This window comes from bacterium, assembly GCA_030646995.1.
Classification (GTDB): domain Bacteria; phylum Patescibacteriota; class Minisyncoccia; order UBA6257; family WO2-44-18; genus JAUSKF01.
In genome coordinates this window covers 19,368-34,511 of sequence record JAUSKF010000001.1, presented here as the reverse complement: position 1 = coordinate 34,511, position 15,144 = coordinate 19,368, and the positions used below count along the sequence as shown (strand labels likewise).

Below are 15,144 nucleotides of genomic sequence, written 5' to 3'. Positions count from 1 at the left end.
CGATTACTCCATGCATTTACACGATCTAACAATTAAAAAGTTTCATGAAGGACTTGAGAAAAAAGAATTCTCGGCTTTTGACGTTACTAAAACTTTTTTTGAATATATTGAAACCAGAGACAAGGAAGTAGGCGCTTACTTGAGTATTCATAAAGACGAGGCTTATAAACAGGCGGAGTTAGTTGATTTGAAAGTTGCGAAGAATGAGTCGGTTTCTTGGCTTGCGGGTGTGCCGATGGCGATAAAAGATAATTTACTTATTACTGGTTTGCCGGCGACGGCGGCCTCCAAGATGTTGGAAAATTATAAAGCCGCTTATGATGCGACGGTTATCAGTAAATTAAAATCTGAAGGGGCCGTATTTTTAGGAAAAACTAATATGGATGAATTCGCGATGGGTTCTTCCACGGAAAATTCTGCTTTTCAAAAAACGCGGAATCCGCACGATTTGGATCGGGTGCCAGGCGGTTCTTCTGGTGGTTCGGCTGCGGCAGTCGCCGGGCATATGGCGGTAGCGGCGTTGGGCTCGGATACCGGCGGCTCTATCCGTCAGCCGGCTAGCTTTTGCGGTGTTGTTGGCTTAAAGCCTACTTATGGAGCGGTTTCTCGGCATGGCGTGATTGCGATGGCGTCCAGCTTGGATCAGATTGGTCCTATCACTAAAACCGTAGAGGATGCGGCGATTCTATTCAAGACTATTTCCGGTCAGGATAAATTTGATTCTACGAGCGCTGTTCCGCCAGCCGGCGGAAAATATGGCGAAGAGCTCTGGAATCCGAAACTGGAAGATATTAAAAAATTAAAGATTGGAATCCCGAAAGAATATTTTGGTCCTGGCTTGGATCCGGTGGTAGTGAAGGCGATGGAGGAGGTTATGGAGTCACTGAAAAGTCTAGGTTTGGAATTCAAAGAAATTTCTTTACCGCACACGCAATACGCGCTCTCCTGCTACTACATCATCATGCCAGCGGAGGTCAGCTCCAATTTGGCGCGCCTTGATGGAGTTCGTTATTCTCCGGTTAATGGAGTCTCTCGCGGGGATCATGATTTAGCCGAGCTTTACAAGAAAAACCGCAGCCACGGTTTTGGCGCGGAGGCTAAGCGGAGAATTATTTTAGGAACCTACGTTCTGTCATCGGGATATTACGATGCCTACTACGCCAAGGCGCAAAAAGTGCGCCAGTTGATTAAAGATGATTTTGATAAGGCATTCCAAGAGGTGGATGTAATCTTTACTCCCGTTGCGCCAACGCCCGCTTTTAAGTTCGGCGAGAAAATGAGCGACCCGCTGGCGATGTATCTGTCCGACATCTTTACCATCCCTGTGAATATGGCCGGACTGCCGGCGGTGTCCATTCCTGCTAAGATTAAGTTAGGCCACGCCGAAGGACAGGCAGGCTTGCCAATAGGTTTTCAATTAATCGGTAAGCATTGGCGAGAAGCGGATATTTTGGGTATAGGGCAGTTTTACGAAAAACTTTCCGGTTAAAATCAATGGAGCAATATTTACAACAGTTCGCGGATGGGGTGCTTTATTTTCGTTCGATTATGGGTGATATAATCGGCCCGAATTTGTATATTTTTGAACTTATGTCGTTGGTGATTTCCGGAGTATTACTTTGGGGGATAATTTTTACCGCTACTCAAAGTAATTATTTAAATAAAAGGATCGAGGAGTGGATGGATTACTTAGGTTATGGTGACGTGGGGAAGTTGCGGCGGTTGAAGGCTTGGAAGCAAATCGTGAAGAAGATGGCTAGCCCTAATTCTACCGATTGGAAGTTGGGAATTATGGAAGCCGATCGGATATTTGATGATATGATTCGTGCCGCGGGTTATCGCGCAATCACTACAGAAGAAAGGTATAAACAGATTCCTCCGGAATTCGTGGCTAACTTTGAAGATATTCAAGCCGCTCATAAAATTCGCAATCGTTGCGTGCAAGAACCGGATTTTGCATTATCGAAAGAAGAAGCAATTAAGGTTTTGCGTGTCTATAAGAAGTCTTTCCAAGAGTTTGGTTTGTTGGACTAGCATTGGGTTTAGCGCATAATTAAAAATGACCCATTGGGTCATTTTTAGTTATGCGCGGTGGACGGGACTCGAACCCGCGATCTCCTCCGTGACAGGGAGGCGCTTTGGCCAGCTAAGCTACCACCGCATACTTGGAAAGTATAATGATTTTTAGATTTTTGGGAAGATGTGGCGCAATTGCCTTTTCAACTTTTTTCTTGTAAGTTGTGAGTAGAATTTTTAAAAATAGGATTGAGCCATGGCTACTATTCACCATCGGTTCTTGGGCAAGCAGGAGGGGGACTTTAATCCGAACCAGCCGGACACCCACCAATTTCTGGATCTGTTGGACGTTTCTTTTTGCAGCCGGCCTGATGATCCTCAAAAAATCTTTTTCCCAAGCTGCCAATTTACTACTCGGGTAGTCGCTTTGGGAGCCGAAGACAACAAGATTGTTTCAGAAGTCGTCACTACAAAGAGGCCGGCAGACGGAGTTGTAATTGATAAGACTTATGTTGCGGGCCTAATTTTTAATGCGGATTGTCCCGTGGTTTGTATTTTCGAGCCTGCTAAGAGCAGATTTGCCGTGTTGCATGCCGGATTCCGCTGCCTGATGCCGGCGGTTGATTCGAAGGGTAAGCGAGGGCGCGGAATCATCAAAGCTGCTTTCGAGGATTTCAAATTTGATGTATCCGATGTGAAGGTCTGGGCTGGAATGGGTATCGGGCCATGTTGTTACGGCGCCGAGCATTGGCCGGAGATGAAAGATCAGTCAGTGGATATTCCAATCGGTAAGGCCACTCGTGGAGCCAGAGCCGGAAAGAAATCTATTGATTTGATTCAGCTTATCTATAAGCAAGTAGTAGCACAGGGAGTTAAGCCCACTAAGATTGAGCTGGACGCGGAATGTACTTGTTGTAAGGGATATTTTCTGGCTCCTCGTTTTCACTCCAACTGCCGAAGTGGAAAGCAGGCCGGTCGTAACGCTGTCGGTTTCTGGATGACCTAGTTTCCCATTCCAACAAAAATCCCTGCAATGCTGCAGGGATTTTTATTTCAACTTTCGCACTATTTTTTTAAATTGCTCACCTCGGTCTGCGTAGTCCGTAAACATATCGAAACTGGCTGCTCCAGGAGAAAGTAGGATGGCTACGGGGGAATCCATTTCCTTGGCGGTTTTATAGGCGATTTCTGCTGCTGCCTTCAAGTCCCGCACCTGTTCAATCGGCAAACGAATTTCTCTCATTGAGCCGCTAATTTTAGCTTTATTCTCTCCGTAAAGCACCAAGCTTTCTATGCGGTCGCGGTGATTGTTTAGTTCATCGGCAAGAGGAGCGTAATCCAAATTTTTATCTTTCCCCCCCGCGATTAAAATTACCGGCGTCTCGGCAATCAGGGTTGATACTGCAGCAGCGGCGGTATTCGGATTAGTGCTGGCAGAATCATTGTAAAATTTCACCATTCCTTTTTTTGTGACCAACTCCAAGCGATGCTCCAACCCTCGGAAATTTTCGAGAGTAGTGGCGATTACTTTCTCCTGGCAACCCAGATGCTTGGCTACGGCGGCGGCGAGTATCCGGTTCTTGTTGAGGTTATTCGGAGCATTCACGGCAATCTTTTTTCCTAAGCACAATGAAGCGATTTTTGCGCCGGGCCGGTTGTCGGAAAAATAAAACACCACTCCAGGATTTACTTGGTGATTGCAGATGTTGGATTTGGCGGCGAGGTATTCCTCCAAATCTTTATGAACATCCATATGATCGGGGAAGATGTCAGTGATTACAGCAACGTCCGGAGATTTGTCCAAGTCTTGAAGTTGGAAGCTGGAGAGCTCTAGAACTACCAGAGTTTTGGCATCCACTTTCGGTAGTATTTCCAGAGGTGATAGTCCGATGTTTCCGGCGAGCAAAACTTTTTTACCGGATCTTTTTAAAATTTCAGAGATTAATGTTGATGTTGTGCCTTTCCCTTTTGTGCCGGTCACGCCGATGATTTTAGCCGGGCAGAGTTCAAAAAAGAGTTTCGTCGCGCTGGAAACTTTCTTCCCTGATTTAATTGCCGCCTGAATTTCCGGAAGGTTGTAGGGGACGCCGGGAGAGCGGAAAATCAAATCGAAAGAATTAAGTTCTTTCAGATAATCCGGGCCGTCTTGTTGGTCCAAGACAACAACCTCCGCCTTTCTGTATTGCGGAGCTTTTTTTAAGAACTTCAGGACCGATTTGCCTTCGCGTCCGGAGCCGATAATAGCGATCTTCATTGTTGCCTGTATTATACATCAGAATCGGGGTTTAGAAAATAAAACCCCTAACGTCTTCGTTGTGCCCCCACAAGGAACAGGGCCTCGAGTACTCGGCTCGAACACTTTCGCCGCACCCCGACCCCCTCCGCCAGCTGGCGGAGCGGACACCTTCTGGTTTCCGACGAGCACTACCCCGCGGGGTAGTGCTCTGCCTTCCAATACGGGGTGCGGCTGTTCGATTCCATAAAGACAAAAATTTTAAAACCGGCCTAATGGCCGGTCTTAAAATTTGTGCCCCCACAAGGAATCGAACCTTGGTCAACTGCTTAAAAGGCAGCTGCTTTACCATTAAGCTATGGAGGCGTCCGCTTACTTTTTAATAGTATACATTTTAATACATTTCGCGAAATTAGTAAATTCCTTGTAAAATTATCCCGCAGATAATATAATTAAAATCACTTTTAATCGCATATGCCATTTCGAACTAAAAATCTTTTATTGCTTTTATTGGTAACGCTTCTCGCCGGAGTTTCGGCGCTTTTTATTTTGCCTCAAGGATTCGGCAATCAAGTTTTGCCGTGGCGCTTAGGCTTGGATTTGGTGGGTGGCAGTTACCTTGTATATGAAGTGGATATGAACGGTATCGCTTCCGCAGATCGCGGCTCGGTTTTGTCTGGCTTGCGGGATGTAATGGAGCGCCGTGTGAATGTGTTCGGCGTGAGTGAGCCGAGAGTTACCACTGCCAAGCGTGGAGACTCCCATCAATTAATCGTGGAATTGGCCGGAATTAAAGATTTGGAGGAGGCAGTGAAGCAGATTGGCCGGGTGGCGTTGCTGGATTTCCGTGAGGTGAGAATCACCGGAACAGGAGAGCAGGAGAAGGCCGAATTTATTCCGACGGGATTGACTGGCAGATTTTTAAAGAAAGCGCAGATCGTTCCTGATCAGACCACCGGTCAGTCCATTATCGCTATCGATTTTGATGCGGAAGGCGCCCGGCTCTTTGAGGCCTTAACGAAGCGGAATATCGGCAAGCCTTTGGCTATTTTTCTCGATGGCGATTTGATTTCCAATCCGACCGTGCAGGAGGCGATTTCCGGAGGCAGTGCGCAGATTAGCGGAAATATGGACCATAAGGAGGTTAGGCGATTGGTGAGCTTGTTTAATGCCGGCGCTTTACCGGCCCCCATTCATATAATTAGTCAGCAGACTATCGGGGCCTCTTTGGGCATAGACTCTTTGGAGAAAGCAATTAAAGCCGGATTGGTTGGCACTTTGGCAATCATTATCTTTATGTTGCTCTACTACCGCTCGTTGGGCTTCGTGGCTTCTTTGGCATTGGTATTCTACATTGCCTTTGCTCTTGCCGTCTTTAAGCTATTTGGAATCACTATGACTCTAGCCGGCATCGCGGGATTTATTCTGTCTATCGGAATGGCGGTGGATGCGAATATTTTAATTTTCGCCCGTATGAAAGAAGAGTCGGCAAGAGGGGTTTCGCGGTCCGGCGCCTTGGAAGAGGGTTTTCGCCGCGCTTGGCCATCTATTAGAGATTCCAACATTTCCACGATGCTCACTTCGATTATCCTTTATTATTTCACTTCCAGCTTCGTAAAAGGCTTCGCTTTGACGTTATTGCTGGGCGTAGTGGTTAGTATGTTTAGCGCCATTATTGTAACCCGTATAATTTTACGGGCATTTTCTAGGCAATAAACAATATGAAAATACTCAACATCATAAAATATAAATTTGTTTTCTTGGTAATTTCCGGCACTTTACTGGTGGCTAGCGTTGCGGCAGTTGGCTACTTTGGTTTGAAGCCCGGAATTGATTTCTCCGGCGGTGTTGCTTGGCAGCTACAGTTCACGGAAAAAGTTCCGACCCGTGAAGAGTTGGCCAGTCTTTTCCCGAGCTCGATTGTTACCCCTCAAGACGGAGGCCAGTTCTTAATTCGAATGCAAGAATTAATTGACGCTGACCGTCAGAAAAGTTTTGACAGCTTAGAAAAATCATACGGTCCCATCGAGGAATTGCAATTCCAAAATATCGGTCCAGCGGTAGGGGAGGATCTTAAGCAAAAAGCAATCTGGGCATTCGCGCTGGTTCTGCTCGCCATTTCTTTATACGTCGCCTTCGCTTTTCGGAAGGTATCCAAGCCCGTCAGTTCTTGGAAGTACGGAATTATCACCTTAGTTACTTTGTTTCATGATGCTTTGATTCCGGCGGGATTGTTTGCTGTTTTGGGACACTTTTTTCACTTAGAAGTGGATACTAATTTTGTAGTCGCAATTTTGGTGGTAATAGGATTCTCGGTTCATGACACAATCGTGGTCTTCGACCGGATTCGGGAAAATTTGAGACTTTCAGGCGGCGATAAGGCTGATTTTAATGGTTTAGTAAATACCAGCATAAATCAGACTTTGGCGCGCTCCATCAATACTTCCTTAACGCTCATTTTGACCTTAATAGCCCTCTATTTCCTCGGTCCGGCCACTCTTCAATATTTCATATTAATGATCCTCGTGGGTACCGCTTTCGGCACTTATTCTTCTATCTTCGTTGCCAGCCCACTTTTGACTCTTTGGCGGGGAAAGGCCTAGGCTTGACTCTAAAGGGGTAGTGTGATAGAATTCACTCGAATTTAAAATAGGTATTTTTACACAGCTTGTGTGGCTTGACCCTCAAGTAGGAGTGTGGTAATATCAAACCAATAAAAAATATGGAGGTTCCCAAATTATCTAGTTTAATAAAAGTTTGTTTGGCTGGCTTGAACGATCGGCAGCAAGAAATTTTAGAAGGTCGCTACGGCTTAGTAAAAGCTGATTCTTTGACGTTGGCGGAATTGGGCGGCCAGTATGGCTTGACTCGGGAGCGCGTTCGTCAGATTGAAGCTTTGGCTCTTAAGGCTTCCCGCCAGAAGACTGGTAATTCCGAATTTTCTGAATTTGTAAAAAATGTCAGCGTCGTTTTAAAAAGCGCCGGTGGTTTGAAGCGTGAAGATTTGTTGATTGGGGATTTAGTGAAGACCTCCAACATTACTCCGGAACAGGCAAACCGCGTTAAGTTCTTGCTGGAGATTTGCGCCAAGTTCTCTTTCTCCAAGGATGACAAGGATTTTTTCCCGTATTGGTATCTGACCGAAGCCGATCAGAAGAAAGCCGTTGGCTTTATCGGTTCTTTGGTGAAAATCGCCGACCGAAGTGATTTTTCTGCCAGCTTTGCGGCTGTCTCTAAGAATTCTGGATTAAATGAAGCGACTGCCCGCAATTACGCTGCTATTTCCAAGAAAGTAGCAATGAATATTTACGGAGACCTTGGCTTGTCTGACTGGCCGGAAATTAATCCTAAGACCGCCCGAGATTGGGCGTACTTGGTTTTGAAGAAAGAGCAGAAGCCGTTGCATTTCAATGATATCGCCGTTGCAGTTACCAAATTGCGCAATAAACCGGCCCACGCTCCGACCGTTCACAATGAATTAATTAAAGACGAGAACTTTGTGCTGGTTGGCAAAGGAACTTATACCTTGAAAGAGTTTGGTGTTACTCCGGGAACCGCCCGCGAAATCATCGCTCACTATTTGAAACAGCACGGTCCTTTGAGCGCCAAAGAGGTAGTGAAGAAGGTTTTGAATGAGCGTCTTTTCAAGGAAAATACCGTCTTGATTAACTTGCAGAACCGCAAGAATTTTAAGCGCTTGGATGATGGTCGTTATTCTATTTTAGCCTAATAGTCGGGACGTGTCCCACACATAACCCTTATAGGGGCATGTGTAGGATGGTACGTGTACCAGACATATAGAAACTAAGTAGAGTGGTATAATTAGTTTGTGCCTGAATTTTTTACAGGAATTTTAAATAGTATCTTTTCGGTTATTGCCGTTGCTTGGTGGGCAATCCTTCCCGTCGCCCTATTTTACGTTTTTTGGAAGCTTTGGATGTACTACATCTTCGTTAGTTATCTGAAGACAATGAATTGGGTGGTGCTGGAAGTGAAAATCCCGGCCGGTATTGAGAAAACCCCCAAAGCTATGGAGCAGATTTTTTCTGCGGTTTATGGAATCTATTCTTTTGATTTTCGTTTGTTTCAAATTTATTTGGAAGGGCATTTGCGTGAAGACTGGATATCTTTTGAGTTGGTTGGATTTGCTGGAGGGGTTCATTTCTATATCCGCACCCCCAATGGTTATAAAAATATTGTGGAATCAGCAGTTTACGCTCAATATCCCGACGCGGAGGTGCACGAAGTTCCTGATTATATGGATATTTTTCCGCGCACTCTGCCGAATAAAACTTACGACATCTGGGGCACTGATTATCATTTGATACGTGAGAATGCCTACCCGATAAAAACTTATGAATATTTTGAAGAGATAGCGCCCGAGCGGCGGTTGGACCCGATTGCGGCTATTACCGAAGTAATGTCTAAGCTGAAAAACGATGAGATGATTGCTATTCAGATTTTCGTGAGTCCGACCGGCAACGGCTGGAAAAAAGAAGCGGAGGCGCTTCGAGATAAACTAGTGGGCCGGAAAAAACCCACGCCGAAAACTTTTGCCGGCGTCGTCCATGAATTTTTTATGAATTTCGTTCACGCTCCGGCGCGGCCTCCGGTTTGGGCGGAAGAAGTGAAAAAAGAAGAATCTAATAAATTAGTAGCAATGACTGGCGGTGAAAAAGACGTGGTGGAGGCGATTGAAAAAAAGATTAGCCAGCTCGGATTTGAAACTAATGTTCGGTTCGTTTTTATTGATAAGCGCGAGAAGTTTACCCGTTCCCATATCGGTTCGGTGATGGCGACCTTTCATCAGTTCAGCACTCAAAATCTGAATGGATTTCGGCCGAATGTGGATACAATGACTTTAATCCGCGGCAACGTGAAACTCTTCAAACAAACCCGACTTTGGTATAAGAAGCGTAAGATGTGGGAGTCTTTTAAGCGTTTGTACTGGCCAAGGCGGACTTCGATTTTGAATATCGAAGAGTTGGCTACTATTTATCACTTCCCGAGTATCGTGGTTGAAGCGCCGTTACTACGTCGGCTTGGCGCTAAGAAGGGCGAGCCTCCGGCTGGTCTTCCTGTCGAATGAACTCATCCCATGTTTAAATATTTAAATTTTTAAATAGTAAAATATCCTACAATGGCTAAAGATATAAACATTTTCGGGCAAGTTAACTTCCGCGGTGCGACCACTAAGTTCGGCATCAAAATTGATGACCGCCGTCGGCATATGTACCTCATCGGTAAGACCGGTATGGGCAAGACGACCACACTCGAAAACATGGTTATCTCCGATATGGTCAACGGCCACGGCGTGGGCGTGATGGATCCGCACGGAGACTTTGCTGAAAAAATGTTGGACTTCGTTCCCAAGGACCGCGTGAAAGATGTGGTTTATTTTGACCCTGCTGATATTAATTTTCCGATTGCTTTTAATCCGCTTGAGCAGGTACAAGATGAGTTCCGTTATTTAGTGGCTTCAGGTCTGATGGGTGTGTTCAAGAAAATATGGCCGGACGTCTGGTCTCCTCGGATGGAATACATTTTGAACAACTCTCTGCTCACGATGTTGGAGTTTCCGGACTCTAATATGTTGGGCGTTCAGCGTCTTTTGTCGGACAAGGATTATCGCAAGTCTAAAGTAGACCAGCTGAAAGACCCGGTTATTAAAGGTTTTTGGGTGAATGAATTTGCGCGTTATTCAGCAAAATTTGAAACGGAAGCAACGGCCGCCATTCAAAACAAAATCGGTCAGTTCGTAGCCAATCCGCTGGTTCGTAATATTTTAGGTCAGAATAAATCGGCTCTTAATCTTCGCCAAGCGATAGACGAGCGGAAGATTCTTATTTTCAATTTATCTAAAGGAAAAATCGGAGAAGATAACTCGGCCTTGCTTGGTTCAATGATTATCACCAAGCTTCAGCTGGCGGCTATGTCCCGCGTGGATATTCCCGAGCCGGACCGTAAAGATTTCTATCTATATGTAGACGAGTTCCAGAACTTTGCAACCGATTCTTTTGCCAACATTCTTTCTGAAGCCAGAAAATACCGCCTCTGCCTGATTTTGGCGCACCAATACATCCGCCAGCTTACTCACGACTTAAATACTAAAGTTCGCGACGCGGTGTTCGGTAACGTCGGCACGATTATTACCTTCAGAGTAGGAGGAGAAGACGCGGAATTTTTAGAAAAGGAATTCGAGCCTGATTTTATGGCGACCGACATTGTGAATTTGGCTAAGGCGAATGTGTATATCAAATTAATGATTGACGGTATTTCTTCGCGCCCTTTTTCCGCTCAAGGCTTGCCTCCGGTAGCTACCCCAGCTATTTCTTATAAGGATTTGATTATTGCCCACACCCGTAGCACTTACGCCACGCCTCTGAAGCAGGTATCCGATAAGATTGCGAAAGAATTTCTGGCGGTGCCACCGCCATCCGATGAAAGATTTGGCAGTGAGGGTGGCGGAGGAGGGGACTTTCGTAAGCCTCGCCCCGTGCCAAATGCATTTGGTTCGGGGCCCAAACCGGCGGCCGGAGGTGGAGATTTTCGCACCGCTAAACCCGTGCCCCGCCCGGCGTTTTCCGATATTCAGCCTGTAAAACTCACTCGGCCGGGGGATCCTATGCCCACTCCTAAGCCCAGTTTAGTGGAAAAGTTAGTCAGCTTGGTTCCGAAGTTCATTAAGCCCGAAGCCCCTAAAATCGTTAAGCCTGTCCTCGCGCCGCCTAAGCCTGTGGCGCCAAAGCCGGAGCCTCCAAGGGTGGAGTTGCAAGCCGCCGTTCCTAAGCCCAAGCCAATGTCTCTTGGTGATTTACCGCTTCGTTCCGAAGCGGCAGCTGATTCCAAACCCGAAAAGATTATCCGTGAAAAAAAGCCGGTAGACCTCGGCGCCCTGCGCGATGCTCTCAGGGAATCACTGAATAAAAAGAAGCCAGAATAACTCCCCGTCATTTCTTTCAGGAACCCGCTCTGGTTAGATAAAGCCAATTCACTCCGGTTGATTTTTTAGATAAATCGAACAGCTCCCGTTTGCCTCTGATATTAAATATTTAAATGTCGAAATATTGAAATATCAGAGTTTTCCGGCCATTCGATTTCTTCGCTAAAAAATCCGCCCTCCGTTCATTGTTTTATGGCTAACCTGCGCTTATGGTTCCTTACAAAGAAATGGCGAGTCGCCTTGTTCCAATTGAAAACCTCCTCAAAGCGAGGAGGTTTTTTTATTTACGCTTTCCCTTTTTCTACTCTTTCGTAGTAATCTCCTGTTTCCGTATTAATGCGCACAATATCTCCCTGATTCACGAATAGGGGAACTTGAATTACGGCGCCGGTTTCCAGAGTCGCGGCTTTAGTGCCACCCTGCGCGGTATTTCCTTTTTCTCCGGGTGGAGTTTCAGTAATTTTCAAATCTACTTTGATTGTCGGCTTGATGCTCAAAATTAAATCGCCGAATTTTATGGCGTTGACCATGCTATTCGATTGCATGAATTTGCCGGCGATTCCTACCTGCGCTTCGGTAAGCATAAAGCGCTCGGCCGGTTTATCTTTCGGGCAGAACCAGAACTGGCCCTTAGTGTTATAGAGATATTTTACTTCTACCTTCGTGATTTCCGCTTCATCAAAAGATTCGCTGGAGTGGAAATTTTGCTCGGTTACTTTGCCGGAAATCAGGTTCTTGATTTTGCATTTGGCCACCGGTTTACGCTGTTGCATACGCAAAAAAGCGTATTCCATTACTTCATACGGTTCGCCCTGCATCACGAAGATGACGCCTTTCTTTAAATCGTTATAAGCCAACATTCCTAGTATTTTACCTCTTTGAAGCTATTTTTTCAACATTTACATATTTGAATATTTATTCTATTATCACGACAGTTCATTTTGAGGAGAAAATCATGGCTTGGTACTGGTGGATTACGTTTCTTGTGGCGTACGGGTCAATTGGGGGAATGGCGCTGTTCGTTTATGAGAGAATGTTCGGGATTAGCCCAGAAGTTGAGACACCAGTCGCAGTGGCCGCAGTATTTTTCTTTTGGCCACTTTGCCTGCTCGTTCTCATTCTTTATCATTTTTGCTTCACCCTGCCGCTTCTGGTCCATTACCTATTCGGTGAGCTGATGTTTTGGATAAGTTACTGGATAGCAAAATGGAAGCGAAAAGATAATTAACCCCGCCTTTACGACGGGGCTTTTTTATTGCAAAATATACCCGTGATTAAGTCTAAGAAAAAAGGAAAAGTATTCGTAGGTATGTCCGGTGGAGTCGATAGCTCCGTAGCCGCGGCATTGCTGAAAAAGCAGGGCTATGATGTGGTGGGTGTTCATCTGAAATGCTTCAACGTGGATGGTTGCGCCGAGCGGGATGCGGAAGATGCGCGCCGAGCCGCGGAGCATTTGGATATTCCTTTCTATACTTTTGACTACGAAGACGAATACAAAAAGCGTGTGGTGGATTATATGGTGGCCGGATACAAAAAGGGGATTACGCCGAATCCGGACGTGATGTGCAACAAAGAAATTAAATTCGGCTTATTTTTTGATAAAGCGATGGAGTTGGGCGCTGATTATGTGGCGACGGGGCACTACGTCCGCCTGCGGCGGACTAATAGTAGTAAGAAGCAAGCAGTAAGTAGTAAGGGAGAAAAATCCGCAAAACGCTTACTACTTTCTACTGACTACCAGCTACTAATAGCGAAGGATTCAAATAAAGATCAATCCTACTTCTTGTGGGCTTTGAAGCCTGAGCTGTTAGCTCGTTGTCTGTTTCCGATCGGCGAATATAAAAAACCGCAGGTGCGTAAATTTGCCGAGAAATTTGGCTTGCACAACGCTTTGAAAAAAGATTCGCAGGGCATCTGCTTCTTGGGGCAGGTGGATCTGCCGGAATTTTTGAAGAAATATATTAAGCCAAAGAAGGGATTGATTGTAGGTGTGCACGGCAATGAGCTGGGTGAGCATCACGGAGCGCATTTCTACACGATTGGGCAAAGGCATGGCATCGGGGTTGGCGGCACAGCCAAGCCGCTTTATGTGGCGGATAAAGATGTGAAGAAAAATATTGTCGTAGTCGCAGAAGGCGAAGATCATCCGGCACTTTATAAAAAAGAAGTTGAATTGGAATCTTTAAATATTTTTAATGTTGAAATGTTTAAATCTCGCAAAACCGTTCCGGTTTTTGCGCGGGTTCGTTATAGGCAACCCGTCTTTCCGGCCAAGCTAGAAGTTGGTCGTAAGTCGTCCGTCGTTAGTTATAAGTTAGTTTTCTCCAAGCCGGTAAAGTTTGTAGCCGCTGGCCAATCCGCCGTCTTCTACGACAAAAAAGGTGCAATGTTGGGAGGGGGAATTATCAAATCTGCTAAATAGCTTTATACTCTCGTGCAATGAACCCCGTTAGAAATAAGCCGCCCCTAGCGGCTGCCGCCGTTCCTACGGAAGGGCGGATTTCTAACGGGGTGAAACTGCACGACATTTTCTTCTGGTTCGCCTGCTTTTTTCTGGCGGGAGTGCTGGTGGCGAGCGTGGTCAGCGGGTTTACGCACGCATATCTAATCGCGGGATTGTTTATTTTGCTTTTGTTCCTCCTGGTCATCGTTGTTCGTCGTAAGTCATTAGTCGTTGATGGTTCGTCATTGGTTTCCTTGTCGTTGGTCGTTTTGTCGTTAGTCGTCGGTTCCGTGTACTTCTTTGCCTTTGATTACGCCAAGCAAGACAATCGGATAATCTTTGGTGAAAAAGTGCAGTTTTCGGGAGTGATTCGCGAAGCGGAGCAGAGATTGAGCAGTCAGAAGTTGGTGATTGAAAATATTCAGATCAACACCAGCCGCTATCCCGCGTTTGATTATGGCGACGAGATAAAAGTGGTGGGAGTGGTTAAAAAGCCGGATGCAGAATTCGCCAGCTACTACAAAAAAGAGGGGATAGCGGGCGTGGTGGGATTTCCGGAAATAGAATTGGTATCTAGCGGGAATGGTTCGCCGGTGAAGGCGCAGCTGCTGAAAATAAAATCTTTCTTTGAATCCAGTTTCAAAAAAGTCTTGCCGTTTGATCAGGCGGTATTTATGGCCGGCTTAACTCTGGGAGAGACGGCGGAATTTTCCGATGAGTTGAAAGAAAAATTGCGGGCAACGGGCACCAGCCATCTGGTGGCGCTTTCGGGATACAACATTTCGGTAATTATCAGTACGGTGATAAATCTGCTTGCTCTGTGGTGGTTTACGAAAAGATTTTCATTTTGGATAAGCTCCGGAATGGTGCTCGGCTTCGTGGTAATGACGGGCGCGGAGGCTTCGGTGGTGCGCGCGGCGATGATGGGATTTCTAATTTTGCTCGCAGATAAATTGCATCGGGTTTATTACTTCCGCAACGCCGTGGCGGCGACGGCGTTGGTGATGGTTGGTGTCAATCCCCACATTTTAGCCTTTGATATCGGCTTTCAATTGTCCTTCGCGGCTCTTTTGGGTATTACTTACTTCCAGCCGTGGATAGAAAAGAAGCTGAAATGGCAGGACAAGTCGGGATATTTCAATTGGCGGAAGCATCTGACTACCACCACTTCGGCGCAGATAGCTGTACTGCCGATTTTGCTCTATCACTTCGGGCAATTTTCTCCGATTGGTTTGATTTCCAACGTTTTGCTTTTGGAATTCATTCCCATCACAATGGGCTTAGGATTTTTTATCGGTTTCGCCTCGCTGATTGCCTACCCGCTCGCTTGGGCATTGAGCTTTCCGGCAAGTATCCTTCTCGGCTACGAATTAGGAGTCATCAATGTCTGCGCGAAAATAATCACTGCATTCTCCAAAATCCCAAACATCTTCAGCATTTTTCAATAATCTGAATTTTTGCTATGTCCAACGCGTTGGACATGGAAAAAAGATTGGAAGATAATTAATC

At 45.9% G+C, this 15,144-nt stretch carries 13 protein-coding genes and 2 tRNA genes; 11 read left to right on the top strand and 4 right to left on the bottom strand.

The window, feature by feature from the left end:
* Positions 1–10: 10 nt before the first annotated feature.
* The gene (gene gatA / locus Q7S83_00195) at positions 11–1,489 is read left to right on the top strand and encodes an Asp-tRNA(Asn)/Glu-tRNA(Gln) amidotransferase subunit GatA (protein ID MDO8466552.1); all 1,479 of its coding nucleotides are present in this window, start codon (positions 11–13) and stop codon (positions 1,487–1,489) included.
* A 5-nt stretch (positions 1,490–1,494) separates the two neighbouring features.
* Complete coding sequence (locus Q7S83_00190) at positions 1,495–2,034, top strand: hypothetical protein (GenBank protein MDO8466551.1); 540 nt, start codon at positions 1,495–1,497, stop codon at positions 2,032–2,034.
* Positions 2,035–2,087: 53 nt separating this feature from the next.
* Here Q7S83_00190 and Q7S83_00185 read toward each other — a convergent pair.
* A tRNA-Asp gene (locus Q7S83_00185) sits at positions 2,088–2,161 on the bottom strand.
* Positions 2,162–2,272: 111 nt separating this feature from the next.
* On the opposite strand from Q7S83_00185, the gene Q7S83_00180 reads away from it, so the two are divergent.
* Positions 2,273–3,022, top strand: a complete 750-nt coding sequence (locus Q7S83_00180) for a laccase domain-containing protein (protein ID MDO8466550.1) — start codon at positions 2,273–2,275, stop codon at positions 3,020–3,022.
* 42 nt (positions 3,023–3,064) lie between these two features.
* Here the strand turns inward: Q7S83_00180 and murD are convergent, their stop codons facing one another.
* Both murD and Q7S83_00170 read right to left on the bottom strand, forming a co-directional pair.
* Positions 3,065–4,270, bottom strand: coding sequence for a UDP-N-acetylmuramoyl-L-alanine--D-glutamate ligase (gene murD, locus Q7S83_00175; protein MDO8466549.1), 1,206 nt, complete (start codon positions 4,268–4,270; stop codon positions 3,065–3,067).
* A 274-nt stretch (positions 4,271–4,544) separates the two neighbouring features.
* Positions 4,545–4,615 (bottom strand) — tRNA-Lys (locus Q7S83_00170).
* Positions 4,616–4,723: 108 nt separating this feature from the next.
* On the opposite strand from Q7S83_00170, the gene secD reads away from it, so the two are divergent.
* The 5 genes from secD to Q7S83_00145 all read left to right on the top strand — a co-directional run bounded on the left by secD (position 4,724) and on the right by Q7S83_00145 (position 11,192).
* Complete coding sequence (gene secD, locus Q7S83_00165) at positions 4,724–5,965, top strand: protein translocase subunit SecD (protein MDO8466548.1); 1,242 nt, start codon at positions 4,724–4,726, stop codon at positions 5,963–5,965.
* A 5-nt stretch (positions 5,966–5,970) separates the two neighbouring features.
* Complete coding sequence (secF, locus tag Q7S83_00160) at positions 5,971–6,852, top strand: protein translocase subunit SecF (GenBank protein MDO8466547.1); 882 nt, start codon at positions 5,971–5,973, stop codon at positions 6,850–6,852.
* A gap of 119 nt (positions 6,853–6,971) precedes the next feature.
* A complete protein-coding gene (locus tag Q7S83_00155; protein ID MDO8466546.1) occupies positions 6,972–7,979 on the top strand; it encodes a sigma factor-like helix-turn-helix DNA-binding protein in 1,008 nt (335 codons plus the stop codon).
* A gap of 99 nt (positions 7,980–8,078) precedes the next feature.
* The gene (locus tag Q7S83_00150; protein ID MDO8466545.1) at positions 8,079–9,338 is read left to right on the top strand and encodes a hypothetical protein; all 1,260 of its coding nucleotides are present in this window, start codon (positions 8,079–8,081) and stop codon (positions 9,336–9,338) included.
* A gap of 51 nt (positions 9,339–9,389) precedes the next feature.
* The gene (locus Q7S83_00145) at positions 9,390–11,192 is read left to right on the top strand and encodes a type IV secretion system DNA-binding domain-containing protein (GenBank protein ID MDO8466544.1); all 1,803 of its coding nucleotides are present in this window, start codon (positions 9,390–9,392) and stop codon (positions 11,190–11,192) included.
* A 284-nt stretch (positions 11,193–11,476) separates the two neighbouring features.
* On the opposite strand, the gene Q7S83_00140 is transcribed toward Q7S83_00145, so the two are convergent.
* A complete protein-coding gene (locus Q7S83_00140; protein ID MDO8466543.1) occupies positions 11,477–12,052 on the bottom strand; it encodes an elongation factor P in 576 nt (191 codons plus the stop codon).
* Positions 12,053–12,147: 95 nt separating this feature from the next.
* Here Q7S83_00140 and Q7S83_00135 point away from each other — a divergent pair, with 95 nt between their 5' ends.
* Genes Q7S83_00135 through Q7S83_00125 form a run of 3 tightly spaced genes read left to right on the top strand, consistent with a single transcriptional unit; the run spans position 12,148 to position 15,083 of the window.
* Positions 12,148–12,420, top strand: a complete 273-nt coding sequence (locus tag Q7S83_00135; GenBank protein ID MDO8466542.1) for a hypothetical protein — start codon at positions 12,148–12,150, stop codon at positions 12,418–12,420.
* Between the two features lie 42 nt (positions 12,421–12,462).
* Entirely contained in the window at positions 12,463–13,614 is a 1,152-nt protein-coding gene (gene mnmA, locus Q7S83_00130) for a tRNA 2-thiouridine(34) synthase MnmA (protein ID MDO8466541.1), read from the top strand.
* A gap of 17 nt (positions 13,615–13,631) precedes the next feature.
* Entirely contained in the window at positions 13,632–15,083 is a 1,452-nt protein-coding gene (locus tag Q7S83_00125) for a ComEC/Rec2 family competence protein (protein MDO8466540.1), read from the top strand.
* Positions 15,084–15,144 lie beyond the last annotated feature (61 nt).